The organism is Burkholderia sp. Bp9016, from assembly GCF_003857765.1.
Classification (GTDB): domain Bacteria; phylum Pseudomonadota; class Gammaproteobacteria; order Burkholderiales; family Burkholderiaceae; genus Burkholderia.
On the sequence record NZ_QTPY01000001.1, the window covers coordinates 89,030 to 115,414 of the forward strand.

The window sequence follows — 26,385 nt, forward strand, 5'->3', positions numbered from 1 at the left end:
CCGCGCGCGGCGGCGACGTGTTCCCGCCCGCGCCGATGAAACGCTACGAAACCCTAGCCCATACGATCGCCGACGAAATCCGCAACGGCAACCTCGCGGTCGGCACGCGCCTGCCGTCGTTGCGGCAGATCATCGCGCAGCATGGCGTGAGCCAGTCGACCGTGTTCCGCGCGTACTACCTGCTCGAGCAGTGGGGGCTGATCCGCGCACGGGAACGCTCCGGCTACTACGTCGCGCCGGGCGCCGTCCCCGACGCGACCCCACCCGCGAAACGCCGCGCGACCCGCGCCGGCGCCACGCGCAAGGTCGACATCAGCGATCTCGTGTTCTCGGTGCTCGATGCCGCCACGCAGCCCGGCATCGTGCCGCTCGGTTCCGCGTTCCCGTCGCCACAGCTGTTTCCGCTGCCGCGCCTCGCGAAATCGCTCGCACAGGCGACGCGGCTCGTGAGCCCGTGGAGCACCGTCGTCGACCTGCCGCCCGGCAACGAGGCGTTGCGCCAGCAGATCGCGCGACGCTATCTCGCGACCGGCGTCGCGCAGCCCGTCGACGAGATCGTCGTCACGAACGGCGCACTCGAAGCGCTGAACCTGTGCCTGATGGCCGTCACGCGGCCGGGCGACGTCGTGGCCGTCGAATCGCCCGGCTTCTACGCGGCGCTGCAGGCGATCGAACGGCTCGACCTGCGCGCGGTCGAGATTCCCGTCGATCCGCGCACGGGCCTCGATCTCGACGCGCTCGCAAACGCCCTCGAGCGACACGACATCCGCGCGTGCTGGTTCATGACCAATTTCCAGAATCCGACCGGCGTCACGCTCTCCGTCGACAAGAAGCGCACGCTGGTGGACATGCTGGCCGCGCGCGGCGTGCCGCTGATCGAGGACGACGTGTACGGCGAACTCCATTACGGCCCCGACTACCCGTTGCCCGCGCGCGCGTTCGACCGCCACGGGCTCGTGATGCACTGCAGTTCGTTCTCGAAGACGCTCGCGCCCGGCTACCGGATCGGCTGGGCTGCCGCCGGCCGTTTCGCGGAAAAGGTGCAGCGGCTCAAGCTCATGACGACGCTGTCGGCGAGCATTCCCGCGCAGGCCGGCATCGCGAACTACCTGGAGCACGGCGGCTACGACCGCCACCTGCGCAAGCTGCGCGGCGCGCTGCAAACGCAGCTCGCACGCATGGACGACGCGCTGCGGCGCTGGCTGCCGGCGGGCGTCGAATGGGTGCGGCCGGACGGCGGGTATTTCCTGTGGCTGTCTTTTCCCGACGCGATCGACGCGATGGCGCTGCACCGCGAGGCGATCGCGCGCGGCATCAGCTTCGCACCGGGGCCGCTCTTCTCCGCCGCGCACGGGTTCGAGCGCTGCGTGCGCGTGAACTTCGGCCATCCGTGGAGCCGCGACCTCGAACGCGCGATCCGCGTGCTCGGTGAGCTGGTCGCCGAACCGACGGTGCGCAAGCCGGGCTGATCGCGCATCGTGCGCAAGCTGCGCGCCGCCGGCATCACGTCCCTGCAGCGAAGCCGCGCGCGGGTTACATTGCGGATCCCGCCGCTCCTTCACGATTTCCCATGAGCCAACTGCCCTACCTCGATCGCGACGCGTTGCTGAAACTGGCGGCCGAAGCGGCACACGTCACGCAGCCGTGCACGTGCACGAAAACATCGCTCGCCAGCTGGACCACCCTGCCGCTGTCGCTGCCGGACTCGCAACTGACCGAAGTGGCCACGCTCGCGCCGCCCGGCGAGGCCGAGCCGGTCTACGACGAATATCATCCCGCCGGCACGCGCTATGCGTCGGACGACGCGCCGATCGCGCTGCGTCATTTCCCGTACAACCGCTGCAACGTCAGCCGCTGCGTATCGTGCGGCCGGCTGTACCTGCGTTACCAGGAAGGCGGCGGCTACTTCATCGACCAACGCATCCGCGCGCTCGATCCGGCACTCGTCGTCGACGCCTGAACCCGCCGCGGGCATGCTCGCCCGTTTGCGCCGGCCAATCTGCTGCGCCCTTTTCGTCCCGATCTGCTGCTTGTCCCGCCGCCCGGCGTTCCCTACGCTGTCTCCGGTTGCCCGACAACCGTCGCAACCTTCCCTGTCGAGTGGCGCACGCCCCGTGCGCCGCCGCTCATCTCGCGTATCACGTCATGTACCGATATACCGATTTCGACCGGGCGCTCGTGCACAGCCGCGCCGCCCAGTTCCGCGACCAGCTCGAACGCTGGCAGCACGGCACGCTGAGCGAGGACGCGTTCCGGCCGTTGCGGCTGCAGAACGGCTGGTACGTGCAGCGCCATGCGCCGATGCTGCGCGTCGCCGTGCCGTACGGCGAACTGTCGAGCGCACAGCTGCGCGTGCTCGCGCGGATCGCACGCGACTACGACGTGCCCGACGACGCCACCTATCGCGCCGCCTGCGACGCGCAGGCGCTGCTCGGCACGCTGCGCCTGCCGACCCGCAACGCCCACTTCACGACCCGTACCAACGTGCAATTCAACTGGATTCCGCTCGCGAAGGCCGCTGACGTGATGGACCTGCTCGCGACCGTCGACATGCACGGGATCCAGACGAGCGGCAACTGCATCCGCAATATCTCGTGCGACGAACGCGCGGGCGTCGCGCCGGACGAGATCGCCGATCCGCGGCCGTTCGCCGAGGTGATGCGTCAGTGGACGACGCTGCATCCGGAATTCGCGTTCCTGCCGCGCAAGTTCAAGATCGCGATCACGGGCGCAACCGAAGACCGCGCGGCCACCGACTGGCACGACGTCGGGCTGAAGCTCGTGCGCAACGACGCGGGCGAACTCGGTTTCCGCGTGAGCGTCGGCGGCGGCATGGGACGCACGCCGATGATCGCGACGCTGCTGCGCACGTTCCTGCCGTGGCAGCACGTGATGAACTACATCGAGGCGATCGTGCGCGTGTATAACCGCTACGGACGGCGCGACAACAAGTACAAGGCGCGCATCAAGATCCTCGTGAAGACCGAGGGGCAGCGCTATATCGACGACGTCGAGGAAGAGTTCCGCCAGATCGTCGAGCTCGACGGCGGCCCGCACACGATCCCGCAGGCCGAGTTCGAGCGGATCGCGGCGTCTTTCGTGCCGCCGCGCCTCAAGCCGCGCACGCTCGACCTGAAGGACGCCGACACGCGCATGGCCGCGCACGCCACTCGCCATCCGGCGTTCGCGCGCTGGCTCGCGCGCAATGTGGCCGCGCACCGCGACCCGGCGCTGCGCATCGTCACGCTGTCGTTCAAGCGCCGCGTGCAAGCGCCCGGCGACGCGTCGCCGGAGCAGCTCGACGCGCTCGCCGACCTCGCCGAGCGCTTCTCGGCCGGCGAGGCGCGCGTCACGCATGCGCAGAACGCAGTGCTGCCGTGGGTGCACGTCGACGACCTGTTCCTGCTGTGGGAGCACGCGCGCGCCGTCGGTCTGGCCAGTGCGAACGTCGGACTGCTGACCGACATGATCGCGTGCCCCGGCGGCGACTTCTGCGCGCTCGCGAACGCCCGCTCGATCCCGATCGCCGATGCGATCGCCGAACGGTTCCAGGATCTCGACACGCTGCATGACGTCGGCGACATCGACCTGCACATCAGCGGCTGCATCAACTCGTGCGGCCACCATCACAGCGGGCACATCGGCATTCTCGGCGTCGACAAGGACGGCGCCGAGTGGTACCAGGTGACGCTCGGCGGCTCGGACGGCTCGAGCGCGAGCGGCCCTGCGCGGCCGGGCAAGGTGATCGGCCCGTCGTTTTCGGCGGAAGAAATCGTCGATGTCGTGGATGCGCTCGTCAACGCGTATCTCGATGCCCGGCTCGACGCCGACGGTCACGCCGAGCCATTCATCGACACGGTGCGCCGCATCGGCGCGGAACCCTTCAAGGCGGCCGCGAACGACGCGCGTCACCAGACGGAGCACGCATGAAACCAACCGACGACCACGACGCGAACGCCCGCATCCGGCTGCTGACGCCTGCCGAGCACGCCGGCGACACGGGCATGCCCGACACCGCGACGCCGAACGTCCTGACGATCGGCAACGACGAGGAACTGCCGCCGCTCGCCGCACGAATCGCGCAGGCCGCGCGCATCGACCTGCATTTCCCGTCCTTCACCGACGGCCGCGCTTACAGTCAGGCGTACCTGCTGCGCAAGCGCTTCGGCTTCACCGGCGACCTGCGCGCGACGGGCGACGTGCTGATCGACCAGTTGCTGCTGATGGAGCGCACCGGGTTTTCGAGCGCGGTGCTCGGCGGCGACACCGACATCGCGGCCGCGCGCCGGCAACTCGACCGGTTTCCGGGCTTCTATCAGCGCGACGCGAGAGGAACGGTGCCGCGGCAGGACGCCACGACATAGGACAACGGGCGGCCCGCAGGCCGCCCGTTCGATGAACCTCATGCACCGCGCCCGCCGCGAAGCGGGCGCCGGCGTTCAGCGCGCAACCACCGGCTTGCCGAACGCGCCAAGAATCTTCTTCTCGAGCGCGATGTAGTCGTGGCCGAAGTGGTGGTCGCCCCCCGTCTTGATCACGTCGACGCCGGTGTTCACGAGCGCCGGGCACATTGTGTCCTTCTCTTCCGCGCCGTAGAAACACTGCACGAGCTGCGGCGGCACTTTCGCCATTTCCGGCGCGACCTTCAGCGCCTTGTCGCTCGCGGGCATCCCGAGCCAGCCCGTCACGCGGATCTGGAAATCGGCCGCCGGTGCGAAGCCGAGCAGCGACATCACCGAGACTTTGTCGCGCAGGTCGGCCGGCAACCGGTTGTATGCGAACGGCATCACGTCGGCGCCGAACGAGTAGCCGACCAGCGCCACCCGGTCCGCATGCCAGCGCGCCATGTAGGTGCGCATCACGCGCGCCAGGTCGCGGCTCACCTGTGCGGGCGGCCGCTCGCTCCAGAAGTAGCGCAGGCTGTCGATGCCGACCACCGACACGCCGTCGCGCTGCAGCGCCTCGGCGATCGTCTTGTCGAGATCGCGCCAGCCGCCGTCGCCCGAGATCACGATCGCGAGCCGGTCGCTGCCGCCCTTGGCCGGCAGCTCGACGAGCGGCAGGTCCGACACGTCGAGCTCGTCGCTCGCGCTGGTGTCGTGCAGGTGCGCGGTAACGAGCGACACGAGCTTCGTGGTGTCGCCTGCCGCGGCCGTTTCGACGAAGCCCGGCATCGCGCGGCGCACGATCGTCGAATCGGGCGGGCACGGCTTGAAGCGCGCATCGAGCTTCACGGACGGGTCAACCGACACGACGCCGGCAATCGTGTTTTCCGGCGCCATCGACAGGATCTGCTTCGCGATCGCGCCGCCCTGGCCCACGCCCGCCACGATCGGCGCGTAGTAACGCGACGACTGCGCGAGACGTTCGAGCTGGTGGCTGACCGCTTCGGCGTCGCCGTCAAGGTGATGACAGGTTTCCTGCTTCGCGGCGAGGTTCGCCGCATAGCGCTCCGAATCCACGCCGACCGTCATCGCACCCACTTTCGCGAGCGCGTCGGCGGCCTGCTGATCGGCCGCATTCCAGCCGGCTTCACGCGAGAACAACACGACGAAGCCGCGCAGCGGCCCGTTCGGCTTCGTCACGGTCACGGGCCCGTAGCGGCCGCCGGACACGGTTTGCGCCTTCATTGCGGCCGGCTGCGCTGCGCACGCGGCGCCGGCCAGCATCATCCCCGCGCAGACGAGTGCCGCCTGCGCGATAATCTTCTTCAACATCATGAACGCCGACCTCCAGCCAGCAGGGACAGATCCGCGAGCGTGACGAACACGCCGACCGAGCCCGAGGCCGCGAGATAGCGCGGCTCCCAGTGCGGCTCGAACTTGCTCTTGAATGCACGCAAGCCACGGAAGTTGTAGAAGCGGCCGCCGAAGCGCCAGACCATCAGGCCGAGCCGGTGCCACGGCGACGGCATCTTCGCCGCCCCCATCCCCGAGAACGGCGCGATGCCCAGGCTCAGCTTGCGGAAACCCGCTTCCTTCAGATGCAGCGCGAGCTGCGTGAACAGATACTCCATCGCGTACGGCGACGCTTCCGGCAGATGGCGCATCACACCGACGGTGGCCTCGGTGTTCAGGTCGGTCGTCATGAACGTGACGAACGCAATCGGCTTGTCGGCCTGGCGCACGAGCATCACCGACTGCGTCGCGAGATAGCCGTCGTGGAACGCGGCCACCGAGAAGCTCTTCTCGCGCGCGTCGCGGCTGTCGAGCCAGCCGTCGGAGATGTCGCGCAGCGCCGGCAGCGCAGCCGGCACGTCGGACGGCGCGATCACCTCGACGGTCAGCGCGTCCTTGTCGCCGCGACGCAGCGCATAGCGCAGGTGCGAACGATTCGAGCCCTTCAGGTCGAACCGGTCGAGCGCGATGTGCGCTTCCTCGCCGAGCTTCATCAGCGTGAGCCCCGCGTCGAGATACAGCGGCAGCGCGTTCGCGCGCACCTGGTAGAACGCGGCGCGACCGCTGTGCGCATGCGCGAGCGCGATGAACTTGCCGATCAGGGCCGGCCATTCGTCACGCGGGCCGACCGGGTCGTGCAGTGCGGCCCACGTGCGGCCGTATTTCGCATACATCAGGAACGCGCGGCGCGACTCGGAAAACAGGAACGACTTGTCACCCATCAGCGCGAGGCCCGCATCGCTGCATTCCTGCGCGCGGATGATCTGCTCGGCGTCGAGCAGGTCCTGCGCGACGGGCTTCACGAACCGGCCCGGCGCGGGGCGCAGCAGTTGCCACAGCGCGAACATCGCGACGAACACGCCGGCGGCGAGCGTCGCACGCAGTGCGCGCGGCGCGCGGGCGTCGAACGAGAAATGCGACCAGAGATCGCGCGTGTACGGCACGTCGCGGAACGCGAAACACAGCACCCACACCGCGAGGACCAGCACCATCGTCACCGACACGAACCAGCTCACCGTGAAGCGCTCGGCGAGCAGCGACGAATGACGGTTGAAACGGCGGCGGCTGACGAGCAGCAGCACCAGCAGCGTGCCGAGCACGCCGGCTTCGACGAACGCGAGGCCCTTCGCCAGCGACAGCGCGAGGCTCGCGAGCGTCAGCGCGAAGGTCATCCACCATGCGCCGTCCAGGCGGCGCAGCAGCCCGCGCGCGACGAACAGCAGTGCGACGCCCAGCACGCTGCAGATCACCTGAGAGCCTTCGAGCACCCACAGCGGCACGATGTTGCGCAGGATCGCGATCCGGTGCCAGAACGCGGGCGTCGCGCTCGAGATCACGAGCATCCCGCCGACCGCGAACGTCACGAGGCTCAGGAACAGCGGCGCCAGTTGCGACACGCGCGCGGCCTGCCGCGACACGAGCCGGCGCCGCAGCGCACGCCCTTCGAAAGCGGCCAGCAAGCCGGCCGACAGCACGAGCGGCACGCCGAAGTAGATCGCGCGGTACGCGATCAGCGCGGCGACCATCGCATGCGCGGGCACTTCGCGGCCCAGCGTGAAGACCATCGCGGCTTCGAACACGCCGATCCCGCCCGGCGTATGGCCGATCATCCCGAGCAGCAGCGCGGCCGCATAGACGGTAATGAAGGTCGGAAAGCCGACCGGCGCCGCGGGCAGCAATACCCACAGCGTCAGGCCCGCGGCCACGACGTCCATCACCGCGTAGACCACCTGCGCGACGAGGTCGCGCCGCGCGGGCACGTCGAACGCCAGCCATTTGAAGCGCGTGACGACCGGGCGCGCGGTGTTGCCGCACATCGCGACCATCACGGCCAGCAAGACCAGCAGCGCGGCGCCGCTCCACGTGAGCACGCCGGGCGCGACGTGCAGCATCGCGGCGAGCGTCTGCGGCACGCAGACCATGCCGACTGCCGTCATCAGCACCAGCGCGAGCGCGAGCGTGCCGCTGGTAAACACGGTCATCCGGCCGATCTGTGCGGGCGTGACGCCCGACACGCCGTACACGCGGGCGCGAACCGCGCCGCCCGTGAGCGCGCCGAAGCCGGTCGCGTTACCGAGCGCGGAGCCGGCGATCGCGCCGATCCACAGCGCGGCGCGCGGCACTTTCGCGGCGACGTAACGCAGGCCGACCGCATCGCGGGCGACGAGCGCGAGATAGCTGAGCGCCGTCGCGGCGAGCGACGCGCCCCATTCGCCGATCGCCATGTGGCGCAGCTGGCGGATCACCGAGCGGTAATCGACGGATTCGGACAGGTGCTGGAAAACCACGATCAGCAACAGGCCGATGCCGAGCGCAAGCAGCGGCGACAGCACGCGCTCGTTGCGGATCAGCGCCGAGACACGGGCGATCGCCGCCGCGGCACGGCCGGGCGGACCAGGGTGGCGGGAAGACATAGATTGTTCAGTGGTGGTGCATAGCGAGTCGCGGCGCGGCGGGCCGGGCGGCGACGAATCTGGTTTTCTGCGTGGGCGGTCGGCCTGGGACAGAGGCAGGCAGCGCCTGGATCAGAATCGAAGCCGACAAGTATACGGAATTTAGATTACAGAATCTTTCGACCTCGGGCCACGCCGTTCGGGCGCGGCGGGTGCATCAACGGCGCATCGAAATCATGCGCAAGGTGCGCATCATACCGGGAACCGGCCGGGTTTTTTCATCGGATGAATGACGAATTCCCGATTCGGGCGAAATTCTCCGCGAAACGTCGTGCGTGAGGGCAAAAACGCGGCGGAGCACGGGTTTCCAGCAATGGGGACGGACCGTTGCGCCCCCGCTGGCATGCCCCGCCGGTACGCCCGCTCGTGCCCCCTTCGTCGCGCCCGTCACTTCGCGCGCTCGCGCAGCACGTCGATGAGCGCGCGCAGCTTCGCCGGCACGTGCTTGCGATTCACGTAATAGAGCCACATCGGCGGCAGCGTGCGGCACGCGCCGGGCAGCACCTCGACGAGCGTGCCGTCGCGCAGGTCCTGCCCGAGGCGCTCGCGCATGAACGCGAACGCGATGCCGACGCCCTCGCGCGCCGCGTCGATCACCGCATCCGCATCGTTCGTCACGAACACGCCGTCCGGATCGAGATCGACGTCGCGGCGGCCGTCGTGCAGCAGCCATTTGTGCAGGCGCCCGCTTTCCGAGAAGCGGAAACGGATGCAGGCATGCCGTTCGAGCGCCGCGATCGACGCTGGCGTGCCATGCCGCGCCAGATAACCGGGCGACGCAACCAGGGCGCACGACAGCGCGGGCGCGATCCGCACGCCGATCATCCCTGGCTGCAGCCGGTCGGCCAGACGAATCCCCGCATCGAAACCGTCCTTCGCGATATCGACCAGTTCGTTGTCGTAGCGGATCTCGAGCCGGACTTTCGGATAACGCTCGCGGAACACCGCGAGGATCGGCGCGATCACGAGCGTGCGCGCCAGCGGCAGCGCGGTGATGCGCAACAGCCCGCCCGGCTCGCTGCGCACCTCCTTCAATTCGTCGCGCGCCTGCATGACCTGCCGGTACGCCGGCTCGGTCTGCCGGCGGTATTGCTGGCCGGCTTCGGTCAGGCTCACGCCGCGCGTGCTGCGGTTGAACAGCTTCACGTTCAGCTCGCCCTCGAGCTGCCCGATCGCGAGGCTGACGGCGGCAGGCGTCAGCCCCAGCGCAGCGGCCGCGCGCGTGAAGTTGCCGGCGGTCGCGACGCTCATGAACACGTGCAGCCCGGCCATCGGATCGCGCCTGCTCATCATTAAAAAAACTTGAAACTCCTTCGAGTGGAATGCGGATTCTCCCATATACCGCAACTGCCTACACTGGCCTGGTCGCCCTCACCGGAGCACCCGATGCAACCCCATGGCCCCCCTGCCGCTGGCAGCCGTTCAACGCACGATCGACGCGGCGCTCGCGCACGCCGCGTCGTTGCAGGTCGACGGCGTGTCGATCGCGATCGTCGACGCCGGCGCGAACCTGGTCGCGTTCATGCGCACCGACGACTGCTTTCTCGGCGCGATCGACCTCGCGCAACGCAAGGCGCTGACGGCGGTGCGATGTCAGGCGACGGGCCGCTGCGCGGCATCGAGCACAGCCACGGCGGGCTCGTCACGTTCGGTGGCGGCGAGCCGCTCGTCGACGGCAACGGACACTGCGTCGGCGCAATCGGCATCTCGGGCGGCAGCGTCGAACAGGACGACACGATCGCGCGTCACTGCAGCGATCTCTTTCATGCAACCTTCCACACATCGAGGTAAGTACATGGCACGCAAACGCATCCTCATCACCGGCGCGGGCACCGGTTTCGGCCGCGAAGTCGCGTTGCGGCTCGCACAACACGGTCACGACGTGACGGCCGGCGTACGCACGACTGCCGAGATCGACGCGCTGACGCACGACGCGGCGCGGCGCGACACCACCGTGCGCGCGGTGAAGCTCGACGTCACGTCGGCCTACGATCGCACCCGCGCCGCCGAACTCGACATCGACGTGCTCGTGCACAACGCGGGCGTCGGCGAAGCCGGCGCGCTGGTCGACCTGCCGGTCGAGATCGTGCGCGACCTGTTCGACGTCAACGTGTTCGGCCCGCTCGAACTCACGCAGCAGATCGCACGCGGGATGCTCGCGCGCAAGCACGGCAAGATCGTGTTCGTGTCGTCGATCGCGGGGCTCATCACCGGGCCGTTCACGGGCGCCTATTGCGCGTCGAAGCACGCGATCGAAGCGGTGGCCGAGGCGATGCATGCGGAGCTGGCGCCGCACGGTATCCGCGTGGCGGTCGTGAACCCTGGCCCGTACCGCACCGGCTTCAACGACCGGATGATGGAAACGCCGCGGCGCTGGCACGACCCGGCCGTCCACACCGTGACGCCCGAGCGGCTGACCTTCCCGCTCGAACAGCACGATCCGGAGGAAATGATCGCGAAGATGGTCGACGTGATCGAACGCGACGGCGGCGCGTTCCGCAACCTGCTGCCGCAAGCGTCGGAAGCGTTCGTGCGCGCCGAACAGGCCAACGCGTGGGAACGGCAGCAATAAGCGCCAGCCGCCCACCGTCAATACACGTCGCGCATGTAGCGCCGCGCCTTCGCGAGCCGCGCGACGTAGTCGTTCGCGGCTTCGTCCGACATCCCGCCGTGCTCGGCCACGACCGCCTTCAGCGCGGTATCGACGTCCTTCGCCATGCGCGCGGCGTCGCCGCACACGTAGAAGTGCGCGCCCTCCTCCAGCCACGCGTACAGCTCGGCGCCCTGCTCGCGCATCCGGTCCTGCACGTAGATCTTGTCGGCCTGGTCGCGCGAGAACGCGAGATCGAGCCGCGTCAGGAAGCCGCTGTCGCGCATCGCGCTCAGCTCGTCGCCGTAGTAGAAGTCGGTCTGCGCATGCTGCTCGCCGAAGAACAGCCAGTTGCGGCCGCGCGCACCGCGCGCCTGCCGCTCGTGCAGGAAGCCGCGGAACGGCGCGACGCCGGTGCCCGGCCCCACCATCACGACCGGCACGTCGCCGTTCACCGGCGGCCGGAAATGCGCGGACTTCTGCACGAACACCGGCACGCGGCCGTCGTCCGCGCGATCGGCGAGGAACGTCGACGCGACGCCTTTGCGTGCGCGGCGGCCGTTGTGATAGCGCACGGCCGACACGGTCAGGTGAATCTCGCCCCGATGCGCGCTCGGGCTCGACGCGATCGAATACAGCCGCGGCTGCATGCGCTTGAGCATCGAGACCAGCTCCGTGCCCGACAGCTCGACCGGAAACTCGTGCAGCACGTCCGCAAGCTGTTGGCCCCACAACCACTGCTTCAGGTCGGCCCTGCGCTCGTCGCCGAGCAGCGCCTTCAACGCGCCGTTCGTGCTGCGCGACGCGATGAACGCCAGCGTGTCCGGATGCGGGCGCGTGATGTCGAAGTGGCGCGCGAGCGCATCGCCGAGACGCACATCGCCGATGCCCGCGACCGACACCGGCGCATCGGCCTTCAGCGCGGTGACGGCCAGCAGCTCGTCGACCAGCTCCGGGCAGTTGGTCGGCCACACGCCGAGCGCGTCGCCGGCTTCGTATTCGAGATTCGCGCCGTCGGTCGACAGCGACACGTAACGCGTGTCCTTCGCGGCGCCCGGACGATTGAGCCGCAGGTTCGCGACGAGCTTCGACGGCGCCGGATGCGCCTTGCTCGGCAGTAGCCCCGACGGGCTCATCCCGGCGGACGGCACCGCGTGCAGCGCCGCATCGGCCTCCTTGATCCGCGCGACCACGCGTTCGAGCCACTGGTCGGCATCGCGCTGGAATTCGACGTCGCAGTCGACGCGCGCGCACAGGCGTGCCGCGCCGAGTTCCGCGAGCCGCGCATCGAGCCGGCGGCCGTGTCCGCAGAACTGGTCGTAGTTGCGATCGCCGAACGCGAGCACCGCGAAGTGCACGCCGTCGAGCCGCGCCGCGCTGCCGGCCTGCAGCGCGTCCCAGAACTCGCTGCCGTTGTCGGGCGCGTCGCCATCGCCGAACGTGCTCGTCATCAGCAGCACGTATTGCGCGCCGGCCAGCGACGCGACCGGGTAGTCGGACATGCATGCGGTGCGGATCTCGAAGCCCGCGTTCATCAGCTGCGTCGCGTAATCCTCGGTCAGCGATTCGATGTTGCCGGTCTGCGACGCCCACAGCAGCACGACCTTGGGACGCGTGCGCACGATCCGCACGCCGCCGGGCGCGGCGGCTTCCGCCGGCAGCGCGGGCGCCGCCGCAGGCACGCCGGCGGGCGAGGTGCGGCTGAACAGCCCGGCGAGCATCCCGTCGAGCCAGAACCGCACCGGCGGCGCGAGCGGCGCGCCGGCCGGCAGCACCGGCACGCTGCCTTCGCGCCGGCCGGCGCTCGCCTTCAGCCCGCTGACGAGGCCGGCCACGTACAGGCGCTCCGCATCGGTCAGCGGCGGCGGCGCGAGATCGGCCACGCCGAGCGCGGCCGCAAAAGTGTCGAGGTCTGCCATGTCGGATTCCTGTGAAGCCGTGATCGGCGCGATCGCGGGTGCGGTTCGCGCGCCGTCCGCGCATGCATCGTTGCGCGCCGTGTCGTCGTCGGCCGACGCGAACACGTCAGTGTCGACGCGCGTCAGCGCGACCGCGCAATATTTCAGTTCGGGTTGCTGCGATTCCGGATCGATCGCGTCGTTCGTCACCGCGTTGATGCACAGATCGTCGCCGTACACGTCGTTCCAGTGCATCGGCGCGAAACAGTTGCCGCGCTGCACGCGCTCGGTCACGACGGCCGGCAGCACCGCGCGGCCGCGCGCCGAGCGGATCTCGACGCTGTCCTTCGCGGCGATGCCGAGCGCGCTCGCATCGTCCGGATGCAGTTCGACGAACGGACGCGGATTCAGCTTGTTGAGCATCGCGACCTTGCCCGTCTTCGTCATCGTGTGCCATTGGTGCTGCAGCCGGCCGGTGTTCAGCACGATCGGGAACGTGTCGTCGGGCAGTTCGGCCGGCGCGACGTGCGGCCGCGCGAAGAAGCGCGCCTTGCCGGACGGTGTCGGGAATGCGAGGCGCGGCGCGTCGCGCCCGTCGGCGGCTGCGCGCAGCGTCTGGCTCACGCCGTCGTTCAGGTAGCGGACCGGATGCCGGTCGCGCGCGGTGCCCGGCGCGACCGGCCATTGCACCGGGCCATCGCGCAGCGCCGCATGGCTCGCGCCGCGCAGGTCGTAGCCCGTCGCCGGATTCGAAAAGCGCACGATCTCGTCGAACACGTCGGCCGCCGACGCATAGTCGAACGCATCGCCGAAACCCATCGCGCGCGCGACTTCCGCGACGATGCGCCAGTCGGGCAGCGCGTCGCCGGGCGGCGCGATCGCGGCGCGCATCAGCGTCATGTTGCGCTCGGAGTTGATCATCACGCCGTCGCCCTCGGCCCACAGCGCGCCGGGCAACAGGATGTCCGCGTAGCGATTGGTCTCGGTGTCGAGGAACGCGTCCTGCGCGATCACGAGCTCGGCGGCCTGCAGCCCCGCGATCACGTTCTGCCGGTTCGGCACGGTCGCGACCGGATTCGTGCAGACGATCCAGCACGCCTTGATGTCGCCGGCCGCCATCCGCTCGAACAGGTCGACGGTGCCCTTGCCGGTATCCTTGCGCAGCGTGCCGGCCGGCACGCGCCACAGGTTCTCGACGAAGCGCCGGTCGTCGTCGGATGCCACCGAGCGCTGGCCCGGCAGGCCGGGCCCCATGTAGCCCATCTCGCGCCCGCCCATCGCGTTCGGCTGGCCGGTCAGCGAGAACGGCCCGCTGCCGGCGCGGCAGATCCTGCCCGTCGCGAGATGCAGGTTGCAGATCGCATTGGTGTTCCACACGCCGTGCGTGCTCTGGTTGAGCCCCATCGTCCAGCAGCTCATCCATTCCTGCGCGTCGCCGATCCATTGCGCGGCCGTGCGGATGTCGGCTTGCGCGAGCCCCGTGATTTCGGCGACGCGCTCGGGCGTGTAGTCGGCGAGGAACGCGGGCATCGCGTCCCAGCCTTCGGTGTATGCCTCGATGAACGCGGCATCGGTGCGCCCGTTGGCGTGCAGCAGGTGCAGCAGCCCGTTGGTCAGCGCGAGATCGGTGCCCGGCCGGATCTGCAGGAACAGGTCGGCCTTGTCGGCAGTGCCGGTGCGGCGTGGATCGACGACGATCAGCTTCGCGCCGGCCTTCACGCGATCCATCATCCGCAGGAACAGGATCGGGTGGCAGTCGGCCATGTTCGCGCCGATCACGAAGAACAGGTTCGCGCGATCGAAGTCCTGGTACGACCCGGGCGGGCCGTCCGCGCCGAGCGACTGCTTGTAGCCGGTGCTCGCGCTCGCCATGCACAGCCGCGAGTTCGACTCGATGTTGTTGGTGCCGACGAAGCCCTTCGCGAGCTTGTTGACGAGGTATTGCGCCTCGATCGACATCTGCCCCGACACGTAGAACGACAGCGCATCGGGCCCGTGCGTGTCGAGCACCGCGCGCAACCGCCGCGCGGTCTCGGCGATCGCGTCGCGCGCCGGCAGCGGCACGAGGTCGTCCTCGCGCGCGCGGCGCACGAACGCACGATCGAGCCGCCCCGAGCGGCGCAGCGCGACGTGCGCGGACGAGCCCTTCGTGCACAACCGCCCGAAGTTGGTCGGATGGTCGGAGTCGCCGGATACCTTGACGACTTCGCCATCCTCGACGTGCAGCACCATCCCGCAGCCGACGCCGCAGTACGGGCACACGCTCTTGACGGGGGTGGCGCTCATGCGTGCTCCGGGTACTCAGGCGGCGATCCACACGAAACCGTCCTCGACCCGCGACGGATACGCGCTCACCGATTGCTCGGGCGATTCGAGGCATTCGCCGGTGCGCAGGTCGAAATGCTGCTTGTACAGCGGCGATGCAACCACGACGCGCTCGCCGAGGCTGCCGATCAGCCCGCGCGACATCACGGCCGCGTGCGACACCGGGTCGACGTTGTCGATCGCGAACACGCCGCCTTCTTCGGCATGCGCGACGTGAAAAACCGCGACCTGCTCGCCGTTGACGAGCGCGCATACGCCGGTGTTCGGCACGATGTCGTCGAGCGGGCATACGCGGGTCCAGGACAGCGGAAGACGATCGTTCATGATGGGCTCCTTGGAAAAGACGCTGGTGTCGGTCAGGGTCAGGCGGTTGCGGATTCGATTGCGGATTCGGCGACGACGGGAATCGAGACGGGCTTGCCGCCCACGCGCTCGTCGGGCGTCGCGGGACGGATCTGGCCGCGCGTCTCGACGAATGCGATGGTTGCGTCCGGCGCGTCGCTGTTCACGAAATGGCGGAAGCGCCTGCGCGTTTCCGGATCGGTGACGGCCTTCTTCCATTCGCATTCGTAGGTGTCGACCACGTGCTGCATGTCGGCTTCGAGTTCGGCGGCGATCCCGAGCTTGTCGTGCACGACAACGTCGGTCAGGTAGTCGAGCCCGCCTTCGAGGTTGTCGCGCCACACGCTGGTGCGCTGCAGCCGGTCGGCCGTGCGCACGTAGAACATCAGGAAGCGGTCGATGTAGCGGATCAGCGTCGCACGGTCGAGGTCGGACGCGAGCAGTTCGGCATGACGCGGCTTCATCCCGCCGTTGCCGCACACGTACAGGTTCCAGCCCTTCTCGGTCGCGATGATCCCGATGTCCTTGCCCTGCGCTTCCGCGCACTCGCGCGTGCAGCCCGACACGCCGAACTTGATCTTGTGCGGCGCGCGCAAGCCCTTGTAGCGATTCTCGATATCGATCGCGAGGCCGACCGAATCGCCGACGCCGTAACGGCACCACGTCGAGCCGACGCACGACTTCACGGTGCGCACCGACTTGCCGTACGCATGCCCCGATTCGAAGCCGGCCGCGATCAGCTCCTCCCAGATCGACGGAAGTTGCTCGACGCGTGCGCCGAACAGGTCGACGCGCTGGCCGCCGGTAATCTTCGTGTAGAGGCCGTATTTCCGCGCGACCTGGCCGACCGCGATCAGCCCTTCCGGCGTCACCTCGCCGCCCGGCATGCGCGGCACGACCGAATACGTGCCATCGCGCTGGATGTTCGCGAGGTAGTAGTCGTTCGAGTCCTGCAGCCCCGCGTGCTCCTTCTTCAGCACGAACTCGTTGAAGCACGACGCAAGGATGCCCGCGACGGCCGGCTTGCACACGTCGCAGCCGAGGCCGTGGCCGTGCTTTGCCAGCAGTTCATCAAAGGTCGTGATGCGCTCCACGCGAATCAGGTGAAACAGCTCCTGGCGCGAATGCGGGAAGTGCTCGCACAGATGGTTGTTGACCGCGAGGCCCTGCTTCTTCATCTCGGCCTTCATGATCTGCGTGACGAGCGGCACGCAGCCGCCGCATGACGTGCCGGCGCCCGTGCACGACTTCAGCGCACCGAGGCTGGTCGCGCCGCCGGCGACCGCCGAGCAGATCTGCGACTTCGACACGTTGTTGCACGAGCAGATCTGCGCGCCTTCCGGCAACGCGTCGGCGCCGATCGCGGGCTTCGCCGCGCCGTCCGACGACGGCAGGATCAGGAATTCCGGCGACTCGGGCAGCTCGATGCGGTTGAGCATCATCTGCAGCAGCGTGCCGTATTCGGCCGCGTCGCCGACCATCACCGCGCCGTGCAGGAACTTGCCGCAGTCCGACACCACCAGCTTCTTGTAGACCTGGCGGCGCTCGTCCGCGTACTGGTAGGTGCGACTGCCTGCGGTGGTGCCGTGCGCGTCGCCGATGCTCGCGACGTCGACGCCCATCAGCTTCAGCTTGGTGCTCATGTCGGCGCCGGCGAACGCGGCTTGCGCCGCTTCGTCGACGTCGCCGCCGAACTGCTTCGCGACAACGCGCGCCATGTCGTAACCCGGCGCGACGAGGCCGTACACCATCCCGTTCCACGCCGCGCATTCGCCGATCGCGTAGATGTCGGCGTCGCTCGTGCGGCACGTCTGGTCGATCGCGACGCCGCCGCGCGGGCCGATGTCCAGTCCGCATGCACGCGCCAGTTCGTCGCGGGCGCGGATGCCGGCCGAGAACACGATCATGTCGGCGTCGAGGTGCGAGCCGTCGGCGAACGCCATCCGGTGCGTGCCCGCCTCGCCGTCGACGATTTCCAGCGTGTTCTTGCCCGTATGCACGGTCACGCCGAGCGCCTCGATCTTCGCGCGCAGCATCCGGCCGCCGCCGTCGTCGACCTGCACCGCCATCAGCCGCGGCGCGAACTCGACGACGTGCGTATCGAGCCCCATGTCGCGCAGCGCCTTCGCGCATTCGAGGCCGAGCAGCCCGCCGCCGACCACCACGCCGCGCTTCGCGTGCGTGCCGCACGCCTGCATCGCTTCGAGATCCTCGATCGTGCGGTACACGAAGCAGCCGGCGCGATCGTGGCCGGGCATCGGCGGCACGAACGGGCGCGAGCCCGTCGCGAGTACCAGCTTGTCGTACGCGAGCGTTTCGCCCGATTCGAGCATGACCGTGTGCGCGGCGCGATCGATCGACGCGACGCGCGCATTCAGGCGCAGGTCGAACTGCGGATGGCGCTCGAAGAAGCCGGGCTCGACGAGCGACAGGTCGTCCGCCGACTTGCCCGCGAAGAATTCCGACAGGTGCACGCGGTCGTACGCCGGGCGAGGCTCCTCGCCGAGCACCGTGACCTGCGGCGCGTGCGCCGTGCCGGCCTGTGCCGCGATGCATTCGAGGAGCTTGTGGCCGACCATCCCGTGGCCGATGACGATGAGTTTCATGATGACGTTTCCTTCCGTCGGTCAGTTCGCGGCATTCACGGCAGCCAGCGCGCGATCGCGCAGCTCGGCCTCGCGTGCCTTGTGTTCTTCGCTGAAGCGCACGGCCATCGCGCACAGCGCGGTCGCGGTGACGGCGAGGCCAAGCATGCTCAGCGTCTGCTGCACGTCGCCAACGCCCTTCAGCAGGAAGGCCGCGGCCACCGCGCCGACGTTGCCGCCCGCGCCGACGATCCCCGCGACGCCGCCGAGCGCCTTGCGGTCGATGAACGGCACGAGCGCGTAGGTCGCGCCGCAGGCCATGTGCGTGAAGAGGCCGAAGGTCAGCATCGCGACAAGTGCCGTGCCGATGCCTTGCGCGTGCGAGAACCCGATCAGTCCGAGCCCTTCGCCGACGATCAGCGCGCACAGCAGCGTCGCGCGCACGTCGAGGCTGCGGCGCGCGGCGATCTTGTCCGACAGCCAGCCGCCGAGCGCGCGGGCGAACAGTGCGAGCAGCCCGAACAGGCCCACCGCGAAGCCGGCGTCCTTCAGCGACAGCTTGAAGTGGTCGACGTAGTACAGCGCGGCGATGTTGTGGATGAAGACCTCGACGCCGAAGCACGCGCCGTAGGTGACGAACAGCATCCACACGCGATAGTTGCCGCATGCGGCGACAAAGCTGGCCCAGCCGCCCTTCTTGCCGCTGTCGACCGTCACGCCCTGCTTGCGCAGCGCAGCGAAGTCGCCTTGCGGGCAGTCCTGCGTGAAGCGCCAGTACGCCCACGCCATCGCGAGCATCGCGACGCCCGGCACGACCAGCGCGACGCGCCACGACGCGTCGTCGCCGAAGCCGAGCATCAGGCCGGCCGCGACGAGCAGCGGCATCATCGCCTGCGTCGCGCCCGCGCCGGCGTTGCCCCAGCCGGCCGTCGTCGCGTTCGCGGTGCCGACCACGTTCGGCGCGAACATCACCGACGTGTGGTACTGCGTGATCACGAAGCCCGCGCCGATCGCGCCGATGCCTAGCCGGCAGATCAGGAACGACAGATAGTCGTGCGTGAACGACACCGCGAACACGGGGATCGCGCCGAGCACCAGCAGGCCGACGTACACGCGGCGCGGGCCGAAGCGATCGCACATCGGGCCGACCAGCAGCCGCACGGCGATCGTCGCGGCCACTGCCGCGATGTTGATGTTCGCGACCTGCGCCGCGGTGAAATGGAATTCGCGCGCGATCAGCGGCATCAGCGGCGCGCATGCGAACCACGCGAAGAAGCACACGAAGAACGCCATCCACGTGAGATGGAACGCGCGCATCGGCGCGGTGCGGAAGCTGAAGAGATCGATACGGGTAGCTTTGTCGGTCATGTCAATCCGCCAAACGAAAAACGGCGTCCTGCGCACCCGGTCTCGTCGAGAGACCCGATGCGTAGGACGCCGTTGCCCATGAAGCCCGTTGCCGGGCGCGTCGGTAATCGGTACTGCGGACGGATCGCCGTTGATCCGCCCGGACGAGCTTACGCAAACGCCGTGCCATGTCGGCGCAAATCGCGCGAAGACCCTCGCCGTACAAGGCTCACCGGTGGTCGAACGCGTCACCGCAGTGCGCCGCGCGCGATGCGCCGGCATGCGGCGAGGCACAGATGTGGTGCGCTGCAGCACTGTCGCCGTGCGACATCGCGGTGCGCGCCGGTGCGGCACGACGCACATCGCTGCGGCATCGCATGCGCCGCGCCCCCGGCGGCTGCATGAGCATTCCCCGCCCGTCACGGCCGTCGCGCAGCACATGGCACCACGCGCGCCGCACCGTTCGCGCCAGTTGGCCCGGATATTGCTGAGTCTGCTTCACACACCGGCAACGGCGCCGGTGGGCAGTCTCCGCAAAGCAGGCCCGCCGTCACCGGCGGGCACAGCAAACCAGGACAACGACGTCCCCCGTGCGCGGCACGGCCGGATGCCGTGGTCGCTTCGACCGCCCGCCGCCGCCAGCAACAATGTTTGATCGGCCGCCGCACGCACGCGGCACTGGAATACGACATGACGACAGGCAAAGTCACGCTGCTGGGCGCCGGCCCCGGCGATCCCGATCTCCTCACACTGAAGGCCGTGAAGGCGCTGGCGGCTGCCGACGTGCTGCTGCTCGACGATCTCGTCGCGCCCGGCATCGTCGAACTCGCCCCGCACGCGCGCGTGATCCGCGTCGGCAAGCGCGGCGGCTGCCGCTCCACGCCGCAGGCGTTCATCGAGCGACTGATGCGCCGCTACGCGCTGCGCGGCGCGCACGTCGTGCGCGTGAAGGGCGGCGACGCGCTGCTGTTCGGCCGCGCCGGCGAAGAACTAGCGACGCTGCGCGCCGCCGCGATTCCGGTCGACATCGTCAACGGCATCTCGTCGGGCTTCGCGGCCGCCGCGAGCCTCGGCATCTCGCTCACGCACCGCGAGCACTGCCAAGGCGTCACGTTCGTCACCGCGCATCGCCAGGATCACGGCGAGCCCGACTGGCGCGCGCTCGCCGCGACCGGCACGACGCTCGCGATCTACATGGGGATGAGCCGCGTCGAGCGCATCGCGGCCGGTCTGCTCGACGCGCTGCCCGCGTCGACGCCGGCCGCCGCCGTGCAGTGGGCAGGCACGCCGCACGAACGCCGCTGGACAGGCACGCTCGGCAGCCTCGCGCACGGCGTGGCCGCGGCCGGGCTCGGCAGCCCGGCCGTGATGCTCGTCGGCGCGGCGATCGGCGAAGCGTTCGTGCAGTGCACGGATGCTGCCGATGCCGCCGATAACGCGATGTTGCCCAGGGCCGCGTAATGCGTCGCATCGCGCGGCGCTGTCCGCACGCCCTTTCCGTTGACCGCAGCCGCGTTCGCGCCGGCTGCCGGGGACGCGAACACGAGGTCACGAATCCGTCGTCATCCGTCCGCGCCCCGCAATCTCCGTTCACTCGTTGCATCGCAGCCTGTCCGCTCCCGTTCGCGTCATGAGTTCGCCCGCCTCGCCCGCACGCCTGCGCGTGCTGCTCGTCACCGATACCGACAAGCCGATCGGCGAACTCCGCGACGCGCTCGCGCGCCTCGGCTACGAGATGCTGAACGACGTCGCGACGCCCGCGCGCCTGCCCGCCGCCGTGGAGGAGCAGCACCCCGACGTCGTGATCATCGATACCGATTCCCCGTCACGCGACACGCTGGAACAGCTTGCCGTGATGAACGCGACCGCGCCGCGCCCCGTGCTGATGTTCAGCCACGACGCCGACCAGGCGCTGATTCACGCGGCGGTCGGCGCGGGCGTCAGCGCGTATCTCGTCGAAGGGCTGTCGGCCGAGCGTCTCGCGCCGATCCTCGAAGTCGCGCTGGCGCGCTTCTCGCACGACGATGCGCTGCGCCGCCGGCTCGCCGACGTCGAACGCGAGCTCGCCGAACGCAAGCTGATCGACCGCGCGAAGCGTCTGCTGATGGATCAGCGCAGGCTGACCGAGCACGATGCGTATGCGCTGCTGCGCAAGCGCGCGATGGATCAGGGGCTGCGCATCGTCGACGTCGCGCGGCAACTGCTCGACGCGCCCCTTCGGACCTGAATCCCATGAAACCTTCCTCTCCCGCCGCGCCGGAACGCGCGCATCTTCGTCTCGGGTTCGTCGCGCTGAGCGACGCGGCCCCGCTGATCGTCGCGCAGCGGCTCAATCTCGGCGCGCGCCACGGCCTCACGCTCGAACTGAGCCGCCAGCCGTCGTGGGCCGCCGTGCGCGACAAGCTGCTGAGCGGCGAGCTCGATGCCGCGCACGCGCTGTACGGGCTCGTGTGCGGGCTGCAGGTCGGCATCGGCGGCCCGCAGGCCGACATGGCCGCGCTGATGGTGCTCAACCGCAACGGCCAGGCGATCACGTTCGCCGGTGGCCTCGCCGACGCGTACCGCGCGAGCGGCGATGTGCGCGCCGCCTTCGCGACGCTCGGCCGCAAGCCCTTGCTCGCGCAGACCTTCCCGACCGGCACGCACGCGATGTGGCTGAACCACTGGCTCGCGTCGCATGGCGTCGATCCGCTGCGCGATGTGCGCAGCGTCGTGATCCCGCCGCCCGAGATGGTCGCGGCGCTCGCTGGCGGCGAGCTCGACGGCTTCTGCGCGGGCGAGCCGTGGCACGCGGTGGCCGATGCGTGCGGCGCGGGCCGCACCGTCGCCGTCACCAGCGAAATCTGGCCCGATCATCCGGAGAAGGTGCTCGCGGCCCGGCGCGAGTTCGTCGCGCTGTATCCGGCCACCGCGCGCGCACTGATCCGCACGCTCGTCGATGCGTGCGCATGGCTCGACAGCGCCGCACACCGCCGCGACGCGGCCGGCTGGCTCGCATCGCCCGATGCGCTCGGTGTGCCGGCGCGGCTGATCGCGCCGCGCCTGCTCGGCGACTACGGCGCGGGGCCGTTCGCGCAGCCGCCGCTGCCGGTCCGCTTTCACGACGGCGGCGCCGTGAACCGGCCGGATCCGCAAGAAGGCCGGTGGTTCCTGTTGCAATACCGGCGCTGGGGCATGCTCGAGGGCTCGCACGACGACGCGGGCATCGCCGCGGCGATCGCGCAAACCGCGTTGTATGATGCTGCGGTCGCCGAAGGCGGTACAGCGGACATGTGACGACACCCGACACGGGGCACGGGCCAACCTTGGCGCCGCCTCGCCCCACCTCGGCGCGGTGCGCCATGCCGAGCCCCCGAAGCGATACCCCGCCCCTGACCCGCCGCCCAGGCGCCTCGTATCCGTGCCGAATCGATGCCGAAACGAACGCACACGCCGCTCGACGTGCTGCTCACCGAAATCCGCGCATGCCGCGCGTGCGAAGCCCACTTGCCGCTCGGCCCGCGCCCCGTGGTGCGCGCCCATCGCGACGCGCGCATCCTGATCGTCGGGCAGGCGCCCGGCGCACGCGTCCATGCGAGCGGCATCCCGTGGGACGACGCGAGCGGCAAGCGGCTGCGCGACTGGCTCGGCGTCGATGCCGGCGCGTTCTACGACGAGACGCGTTTCGCGATCGTGCCGATGGGCTTCTGCTACCCGGGCCGCGGCGCGAGCGGCGACAACCCGCCGCGCCCCGAATGCGCGCAGCTGTGGATCGGCCGGCTGCTCGCCGAACTGCCGTCGATCCGGCTCACGCTGCTGATCGGCCAGTACGCGCAGCGGAATTTCCTGCGCGACACGCGCAAGGTCACGCTGACCGACACCGTGCAGGCCTGGCGCGACTACGGCCCCGACGTATTGCCGCTGCCGCATCCGTCGCCGCGCAACCAGGCGTGGTTCAAGCACCATCCGTGGTTCGACGCCGAGGTCGTGCCCGAGCTGCGCCGGCGCGTCGCGCCGCTGATCGACCGGTAGCCGGGACGGGAGCGGCCGCCACGAACGCCGCTGTTTCCGCGCGCCGTTTCCGTGATTGCCGCCCGAACCGGAATCCGCAAAACACGATTCATCTCAAGGTAATGCGGGTTTTCGACTCGAAACGCGCGTCCGCCGACGCCTCGCCGAATCCGCTGTGCTAGCCTGATTTCCGTCCGAACGAATGGCGAGCACGCGCTCGAGGAGTCCAGCAATGCGTTTCGAAAACAAGGTGGCGATCGTCACCGGCGGGGCAAGCGGCATCGGCGAGGCCACGGTCCGAGCATTTGCCCGCGAAGGTGCGAGCGTGGTCATCGCCGATCTGACCGACAAGGGCGCGCAGCTCGCCGACGACGTCATCGAGAACGGCGGACGAGCGGTCTATATCGAGACCGATGTCACGGACAGCGAAGCCGTTCAGAACCTGATCGCGCGAACCGTGCGGATTTACGGCCGGGTCGACATCATGTTCGCCAATGCCGGCATCGCCGACGACGCGCGGATCGAGCAACTCGACGAATCCGCATGGCGGAAGACGATCGACATCAATCTGACCGGCGTGTATCTCTGCGACAAATACGCGATCCAGCACATGCACGCGCAAGGCGGCGGCGTGATCGTCAATTGCGGCTCGATCCACAGCCACGTCGGAAAATCAGGCGTGACGGCCTATGCCGCCGCGAAAGGCGGCGTGAAGCTGCTGACGCAGACGCTCGCGATCGACTACGGCCAGCACAACATCCGCGTGAACGCCGTATGCCCCGGCTACATCGACACGCCGCTGCTGAAAAACGTGCCGGACGCGCAGAAGCAGGCGCTGGCGGCACTGCATCCGATGGGGCGTCTCGGGAAAGCCGAGGAAGTCGCGAACGCCGTGCTGTTCCTCGCGAGCGACGAGGCGTCGTTCATCAACGGCTCGTCGCTGATGGTCGACGGCGGTTACACCGCGCAGTAACGGCGCTCGGGGCCGCCGGCACGATTCGGCGTCCCGGCCCCGTCCCCTGCTCACCCGCCCGCCGGCTCCGCAACGCGGCCCGCTTCCGGCCTCCGATTTCGGCCGACGTCCGGGGCAGACCGATTTCGCTGTACCATCGCGGCTCAACCGCGCCACGAACAGCAGAATCCTTCATGCCCTCCACCGCCCCGCCGCGCCTGTACGGGATGCCCGAACGCAGCGACCGGCTCGATTTCTACATCCGCGACCAGACCTCGCGCCAGGCGATCACCGAGCCGCACCGGCACGCGTATTTCCAGATCCAGTTCAACCTCGGCGGCGACACCGAGCAGCGGATCGGCGGCGTCACGCGGCCGTTTCCGCGCGGCGCGCTCGCGTTCGTGCTACCGCACCGCGAGCACCTGATTCCGCATCCGGAAGGCGCGCATTTCATCGTGATCAACTTCAGCCAGGCGTTCCTGCGCGCCGATCTCGACGTCGATCCGCTCGATCTCGAGGACGTGCCCGCGCACCGCTTTCCCGAGCTGACGCCGTTCCGCTTCCAGGAGCACCTCGATTTCATTCTGACCGGCGACGCGTTCGACGAGGCGCGCCGCCTCGCGCTGTGCATGCTCGACACCGACCGTGTGCGCACGTTCGGCTCGACCACGCTGCTGCGCGGCTACCTGCTGCAACTGATCGGGCTCGTCTGCACGCAGTACGCGGGCGCGCTCGACAAGCTCGCGCAGCGCGGCGCGCAACGGGCCGGCCGGCGCGACGCGCTTGCGCGCGTGCTGCGCCATGTGCGCGCGAACCTGACCCGCGAGGACCTGACGCTCGCCGCGACCGCCGAGGCCGCGTTCCTGTCGCCGAACTACCTCGCGCATCTGGTGCGCAAGGAAACCGGCAGCACCTTCACCGATCTCGTGACCGAGCGCCGGATCGCGCTCGCACAATCGTTGCTCGCGCATACGAGCCGGCGCATCGCGGACATCGCGCGCTCGGTCGGCTTCCGCGACGAAGGGTATTTCGCCCGGCGCTTTCGCGCGCGGGTCGGCGTGTCGCCGAAGGCGTACCGGGACGCGAACGCCGCGCTACCCGACGCCGACGACATACCCGCGGCCGGCGACGCGTAGTTTTGTCCGGTTAAAACGCAGTTGCGTCGCATCCGGGAGCGCATGCGTCGGGTATCGTTTCATGCATGCCGGCCCGTGCCGCGTTGCGCGGGCGTCGGCATCCGTCTATCCATCGAACGAGGCCATCCGATGTCCGCATACGTCATCGACGCTTCCGAGCGTCCTTCCGTCGAAGTCGAACAGTCGTCCGCGCGCTTTCCGGTGCGCCGCGTGTTCTGTGTCGGCCGCAACTACGCCGACCACGCACGCGAAATGGGTGCCGATCCCGATCGCGAACCGCCGTTCTTCTTCACGAAACCGGCCGACGCGATCGTCCCGGCCCGCGGCACCGTCCCGTATCCGCCGCTGACGAACGATCTCCATCATGAAATCGAGCTGGTCGTCGCGATCGGCAAGGACGGCCGGTCGATCGACCCGGCCGACGCGCTGTCGCACGTGTGGGGCTACGGCGTGGGCGTCGACCTCACGCGCCGCGACCTGCAGGCCGAAGCGAAGAAGCTGAGCCGTCCGTGGGACTGGGCGAAGGGCTTCGACGCGTCGGGTCCCGTGACCGCGCTGCGTCCGGCCACCGCGACCGGCCACCCGGCGAGCGGCCGGATCTGGCTCGACGTCAACGGCGAAACGCGCCAGCAAGGCGATCTCGCGGACATGATCTGGGCCGTGCCCGACGTGATCGCATATGTATCGCGCTCGGTCGAACTGAAGGCCGGCGACCTGATCTTCACCGGCACGCCGGCCGGCGTCGGCGCGCTGCAGCCGGGCGACCGCGTGACGGGCGGCGTCGATGGCGTGGCTTCGTTCGAGTTCGTGGTCGGCACGAAGCCGTAACGCATCCGCAGGCGCGCGCGACGGGCAGCCCATTCAAGGGCC

General features: G+C 69.3%; 19 protein-coding genes and 1 pseudogene. 13 read left to right on the top strand and 7 right to left on the bottom strand.

From position 1 onward, the window contains the following. The first annotated feature begins 35 nt into the window (after positions 1-35). The 4 genes from DIE13_RS00450 to DIE13_RS00465 all read left to right on the top strand — a co-directional run bounded on the left by DIE13_RS00450 (position 36) and on the right by DIE13_RS00465 (position 4,364). The gene (locus DIE13_RS00450; protein WP_124825303.1) at positions 36-1,469 is read left to right on the top strand and encodes a PLP-dependent aminotransferase family protein; all 1,434 of its coding nucleotides are present in this window, start codon (positions 36-38) and stop codon (positions 1,467-1,469) included. 101 nt (positions 1,470-1,570) lie between these two features. Continuing rightward, positions 1,571-1,960 carry a hypothetical protein gene (locus DIE13_RS00455; RefSeq protein ID WP_124825304.1) on the top strand — a complete coding sequence of 130 codons (390 nt, stop codon included), beginning with the start codon at positions 1,571-1,573 and terminating at the stop codon, positions 1,958-1,960. A gap of 185 nt (positions 1,961-2,145) precedes the next feature. After that, a complete protein-coding gene (locus DIE13_RS00460; protein ID WP_124825305.1) occupies positions 2,146-3,930 on the top strand; it encodes a nitrite/sulfite reductase in 1,785 nt (594 codons plus the stop codon). Further along, a complete protein-coding gene (locus tag DIE13_RS00465) occupies positions 3,927-4,364 on the top strand; it encodes a DUF934 domain-containing protein (RefSeq protein WP_124825306.1) in 438 nt (145 codons plus the stop codon). The genes DIE13_RS00460 and DIE13_RS00465 overlap by 4 nt, the downstream gene beginning before the upstream one ends. Before the next feature lie 75 nt (positions 4,365-4,439). Here DIE13_RS00465 and DIE13_RS00470 read toward each other — a convergent pair whose 3' ends face one another. The 3 genes from DIE13_RS00470 to DIE13_RS00480 all read right to left on the bottom strand — a co-directional run bounded on the left by DIE13_RS00470 (position 4,440) and on the right by DIE13_RS00480 (position 9,640). After that, positions 4,440-5,720: a virulence factor family protein gene (locus DIE13_RS00470; RefSeq protein ID WP_124825307.1), complete on the bottom strand. Its 1,281-nt coding sequence runs from the start codon at positions 5,718-5,720 to the stop codon at positions 4,440-4,442. Beyond that, positions 5,717-8,311: a bifunctional lysylphosphatidylglycerol flippase/synthetase MprF gene (mprF, locus tag DIE13_RS00475; RefSeq protein ID WP_124825308.1), complete on the bottom strand. Its 2,595-nt coding sequence runs from the start codon at positions 8,309-8,311 to the stop codon at positions 5,717-5,719. The genes DIE13_RS00470 and mprF overlap by 4 nt, the downstream gene beginning before the upstream one ends. A gap of 426 nt (positions 8,312-8,737) precedes the next feature. Beyond that, positions 8,738-9,640, bottom strand: coding sequence for a LysR family transcriptional regulator (locus DIE13_RS00480; protein ID WP_124825636.1), 903 nt, complete (start codon positions 9,638-9,640; stop codon positions 8,738-8,740). Between the two features lie 172 nt (positions 9,641-9,812). Here DIE13_RS00480 and DIE13_RS00485 point away from each other — a divergent pair. After that, positions 9,813-10,141: pseudogene (locus DIE13_RS00485) on the top strand (GlcG/HbpS family heme-binding protein). A 4-nt stretch (positions 10,142-10,145) separates the two neighbouring features. Continuing rightward, positions 10,146-10,922 (top strand): SDR family oxidoreductase, encoded by a 777-nt coding sequence (locus DIE13_RS00490; RefSeq protein ID WP_124825309.1) that lies wholly within the window; start codon positions 10,146-10,148, stop codon positions 10,920-10,922. 17 nt (positions 10,923-10,939) lie between these two features. On the opposite strand, the gene DIE13_RS00495 is transcribed toward DIE13_RS00490, so the two are convergent. From DIE13_RS00495 to DIE13_RS00510, 4 genes are read right to left on the bottom strand one after another with little or no spacing between them, the layout of a single operon-like run. After that, positions 10,940-15,124, bottom strand: coding sequence for a bifunctional nitrate reductase/sulfite reductase flavoprotein subunit alpha (locus DIE13_RS00495; protein WP_124825310.1), 4,185 nt, complete (start codon positions 15,122-15,124; stop codon positions 10,940-10,942). A gap of 15 nt (positions 15,125-15,139) precedes the next feature. Then, positions 15,140-15,487 (bottom strand): nitrite reductase small subunit NirD, encoded by a 348-nt coding sequence (gene nirD / locus DIE13_RS00500; protein WP_124825311.1) that lies wholly within the window; start codon positions 15,485-15,487, stop codon positions 15,140-15,142. 38 nt (positions 15,488-15,525) lie between these two features. Continuing rightward, on the bottom strand, positions 15,526-18,111 hold the full coding sequence (gene nirB / locus DIE13_RS00505; RefSeq protein ID WP_124825312.1) for a nitrite reductase large subunit NirB: 2,586 nt from the start codon (positions 18,109-18,111) through the stop codon (positions 15,526-15,528). A gap of 21 nt (positions 18,112-18,132) precedes the next feature. Next, positions 18,133-19,458 (bottom strand): MFS transporter, encoded by a 1,326-nt coding sequence (locus tag DIE13_RS00510; RefSeq protein WP_124825313.1) that lies wholly within the window; start codon positions 19,456-19,458, stop codon positions 18,133-18,135. Positions 19,459-20,127: 669 nt separating this feature from the next. On the opposite strand from DIE13_RS00510, the gene cobA reads away from it, so the two are divergent. The 7 genes from cobA (at position 20,128) to DIE13_RS00550 (ending at position 26,343) form a co-directional block, all read left to right on the top strand. Then, positions 20,128-20,898: a uroporphyrinogen-III C-methyltransferase gene (gene cobA, locus DIE13_RS00520; RefSeq protein WP_124825315.1), complete on the top strand. Its 771-nt coding sequence runs from the start codon at positions 20,128-20,130 to the stop codon at positions 20,896-20,898. Between the two features lie 169 nt (positions 20,899-21,067). Then, the gene (locus DIE13_RS00525) at positions 21,068-21,664 is read left to right on the top strand and encodes an ANTAR domain-containing response regulator (RefSeq protein ID WP_124825316.1); all 597 of its coding nucleotides are present in this window, start codon (positions 21,068-21,070) and stop codon (positions 21,662-21,664) included. A gap of 5 nt (positions 21,665-21,669) precedes the next feature. Beyond that, the gene (locus DIE13_RS00530; RefSeq protein WP_124825317.1) at positions 21,670-22,713 is read left to right on the top strand and encodes a CmpA/NrtA family ABC transporter substrate-binding protein; all 1,044 of its coding nucleotides are present in this window, start codon (positions 21,670-21,672) and stop codon (positions 22,711-22,713) included. A 135-nt stretch (positions 22,714-22,848) separates the two neighbouring features. Then, positions 22,849-23,448 (top strand): uracil-DNA glycosylase family protein, encoded by a 600-nt coding sequence (locus DIE13_RS00535; RefSeq protein ID WP_124825318.1) that lies wholly within the window; start codon positions 22,849-22,851, stop codon positions 23,446-23,448. 211 nt (positions 23,449-23,659) lie between these two features. Beyond that, positions 23,660-24,400: an SDR family NAD(P)-dependent oxidoreductase gene (locus DIE13_RS00540; protein ID WP_124825319.1), complete on the top strand. Its 741-nt coding sequence runs from the start codon at positions 23,660-23,662 to the stop codon at positions 24,398-24,400. 173 nt (positions 24,401-24,573) lie between these two features. After that, positions 24,574-25,515, top strand: coding sequence for a helix-turn-helix transcriptional regulator (locus DIE13_RS00545; protein WP_124825320.1), 942 nt, complete (start codon positions 24,574-24,576; stop codon positions 25,513-25,515). A gap of 129 nt (positions 25,516-25,644) precedes the next feature. Further along, entirely contained in the window at positions 25,645-26,343 is a 699-nt protein-coding gene (locus DIE13_RS00550) for a fumarylacetoacetate hydrolase family protein (RefSeq protein ID WP_124825321.1), read from the top strand. The last annotated feature ends 42 nt before the right edge of the window (positions 26,344-26,385 follow it).

What these genes read in the sequence shown, in the direction of transcription:
- DIE13_RS00450 (WP_124825303.1), top strand. Translation starts at nt 36, where the DNA reads ATGAAACGCTACGAAACCCTAGCCCATACGATCGCCGACGAAATCCGC.
- DIE13_RS00455 (WP_124825304.1), top strand. Translation starts at nt 1,571, where the DNA reads ATGAGCCAACTGCCCTACCTCGATCGCGACGCGTTGCTGAAACTGGCG.
- DIE13_RS00460 (WP_124825305.1), top strand. Translation starts at nt 2,146, where the DNA reads ATGTACCGATATACCGATTTCGACCGGGCGCTCGTGCACAGCCGCGCC.
- DIE13_RS00465 (WP_124825306.1), top strand. Translation starts at nt 3,927, where the DNA reads ATGAAACCAACCGACGACCACGACGCGAACGCCCGCATCCGGCTGCTG.
- DIE13_RS00470 (WP_124825307.1), bottom strand. Translation starts at nt 5,720, where the DNA reads ATGATGTTGAAGAAGATTATCGCGCAGGCGGCACTCGTCTGCGCGGGG.
- mprF (WP_124825308.1), bottom strand. Translation starts at nt 8,311, where the DNA reads ATGTCTTCCCGCCACCCTGGTCCGCCCGGCCGTGCCGCGGCGGCGATC.
- DIE13_RS00480 (WP_124825636.1), bottom strand. Translation starts at nt 9,640, where the DNA reads ATGAGCAGGCGCGATCCGATGGCCGGGCTGCACGTGTTCATGAGCGTC.
- DIE13_RS00490 (WP_124825309.1), top strand. Translation starts at nt 10,146, where the DNA reads ATGGCACGCAAACGCATCCTCATCACCGGCGCGGGCACCGGTTTCGGC.
- DIE13_RS00495 (WP_124825310.1), bottom strand. Translation starts at nt 15,124, where the DNA reads ATGAGCGCCACCCCCGTCAAGAGCGTGTGCCCGTACTGCGGCGTCGGC.
- nirD (WP_124825311.1), bottom strand. Translation starts at nt 15,487, where the DNA reads ATGAACGATCGTCTTCCGCTGTCCTGGACCCGCGTATGCCCGCTCGAC.
- nirB (WP_124825312.1), bottom strand. Translation starts at nt 18,111, where the DNA reads ATGAAACTCATCGTCATCGGCCACGGGATGGTCGGCCACAAGCTCCTC.
- DIE13_RS00510 (WP_124825313.1), bottom strand. Translation starts at nt 19,458, where the DNA reads ATGACCGACAAAGCTACCCGTATCGATCTCTTCAGCTTCCGCACCGCG.
- cobA (WP_124825315.1), top strand. Translation starts at nt 20,128, where the DNA reads ATGACGACAGGCAAAGTCACGCTGCTGGGCGCCGGCCCCGGCGATCCC.
- DIE13_RS00525 (WP_124825316.1), top strand. Translation starts at nt 21,068, where the DNA reads ATGAGTTCGCCCGCCTCGCCCGCACGCCTGCGCGTGCTGCTCGTCACC.
- DIE13_RS00530 (WP_124825317.1), top strand. Translation starts at nt 21,670, where the DNA reads ATGAAACCTTCCTCTCCCGCCGCGCCGGAACGCGCGCATCTTCGTCTC.
- DIE13_RS00535 (WP_124825318.1), top strand. Translation starts at nt 22,849, where the DNA reads ATGCCGAAACGAACGCACACGCCGCTCGACGTGCTGCTCACCGAAATC.
- DIE13_RS00540 (WP_124825319.1), top strand. Translation starts at nt 23,660, where the DNA reads ATGCGTTTCGAAAACAAGGTGGCGATCGTCACCGGCGGGGCAAGCGGC.
- DIE13_RS00545 (WP_124825320.1), top strand. Translation starts at nt 24,574, where the DNA reads ATGCCCTCCACCGCCCCGCCGCGCCTGTACGGGATGCCCGAACGCAGC.
- DIE13_RS00550 (WP_124825321.1), top strand. Translation starts at nt 25,645, where the DNA reads ATGTCCGCATACGTCATCGACGCTTCCGAGCGTCCTTCCGTCGAAGTC.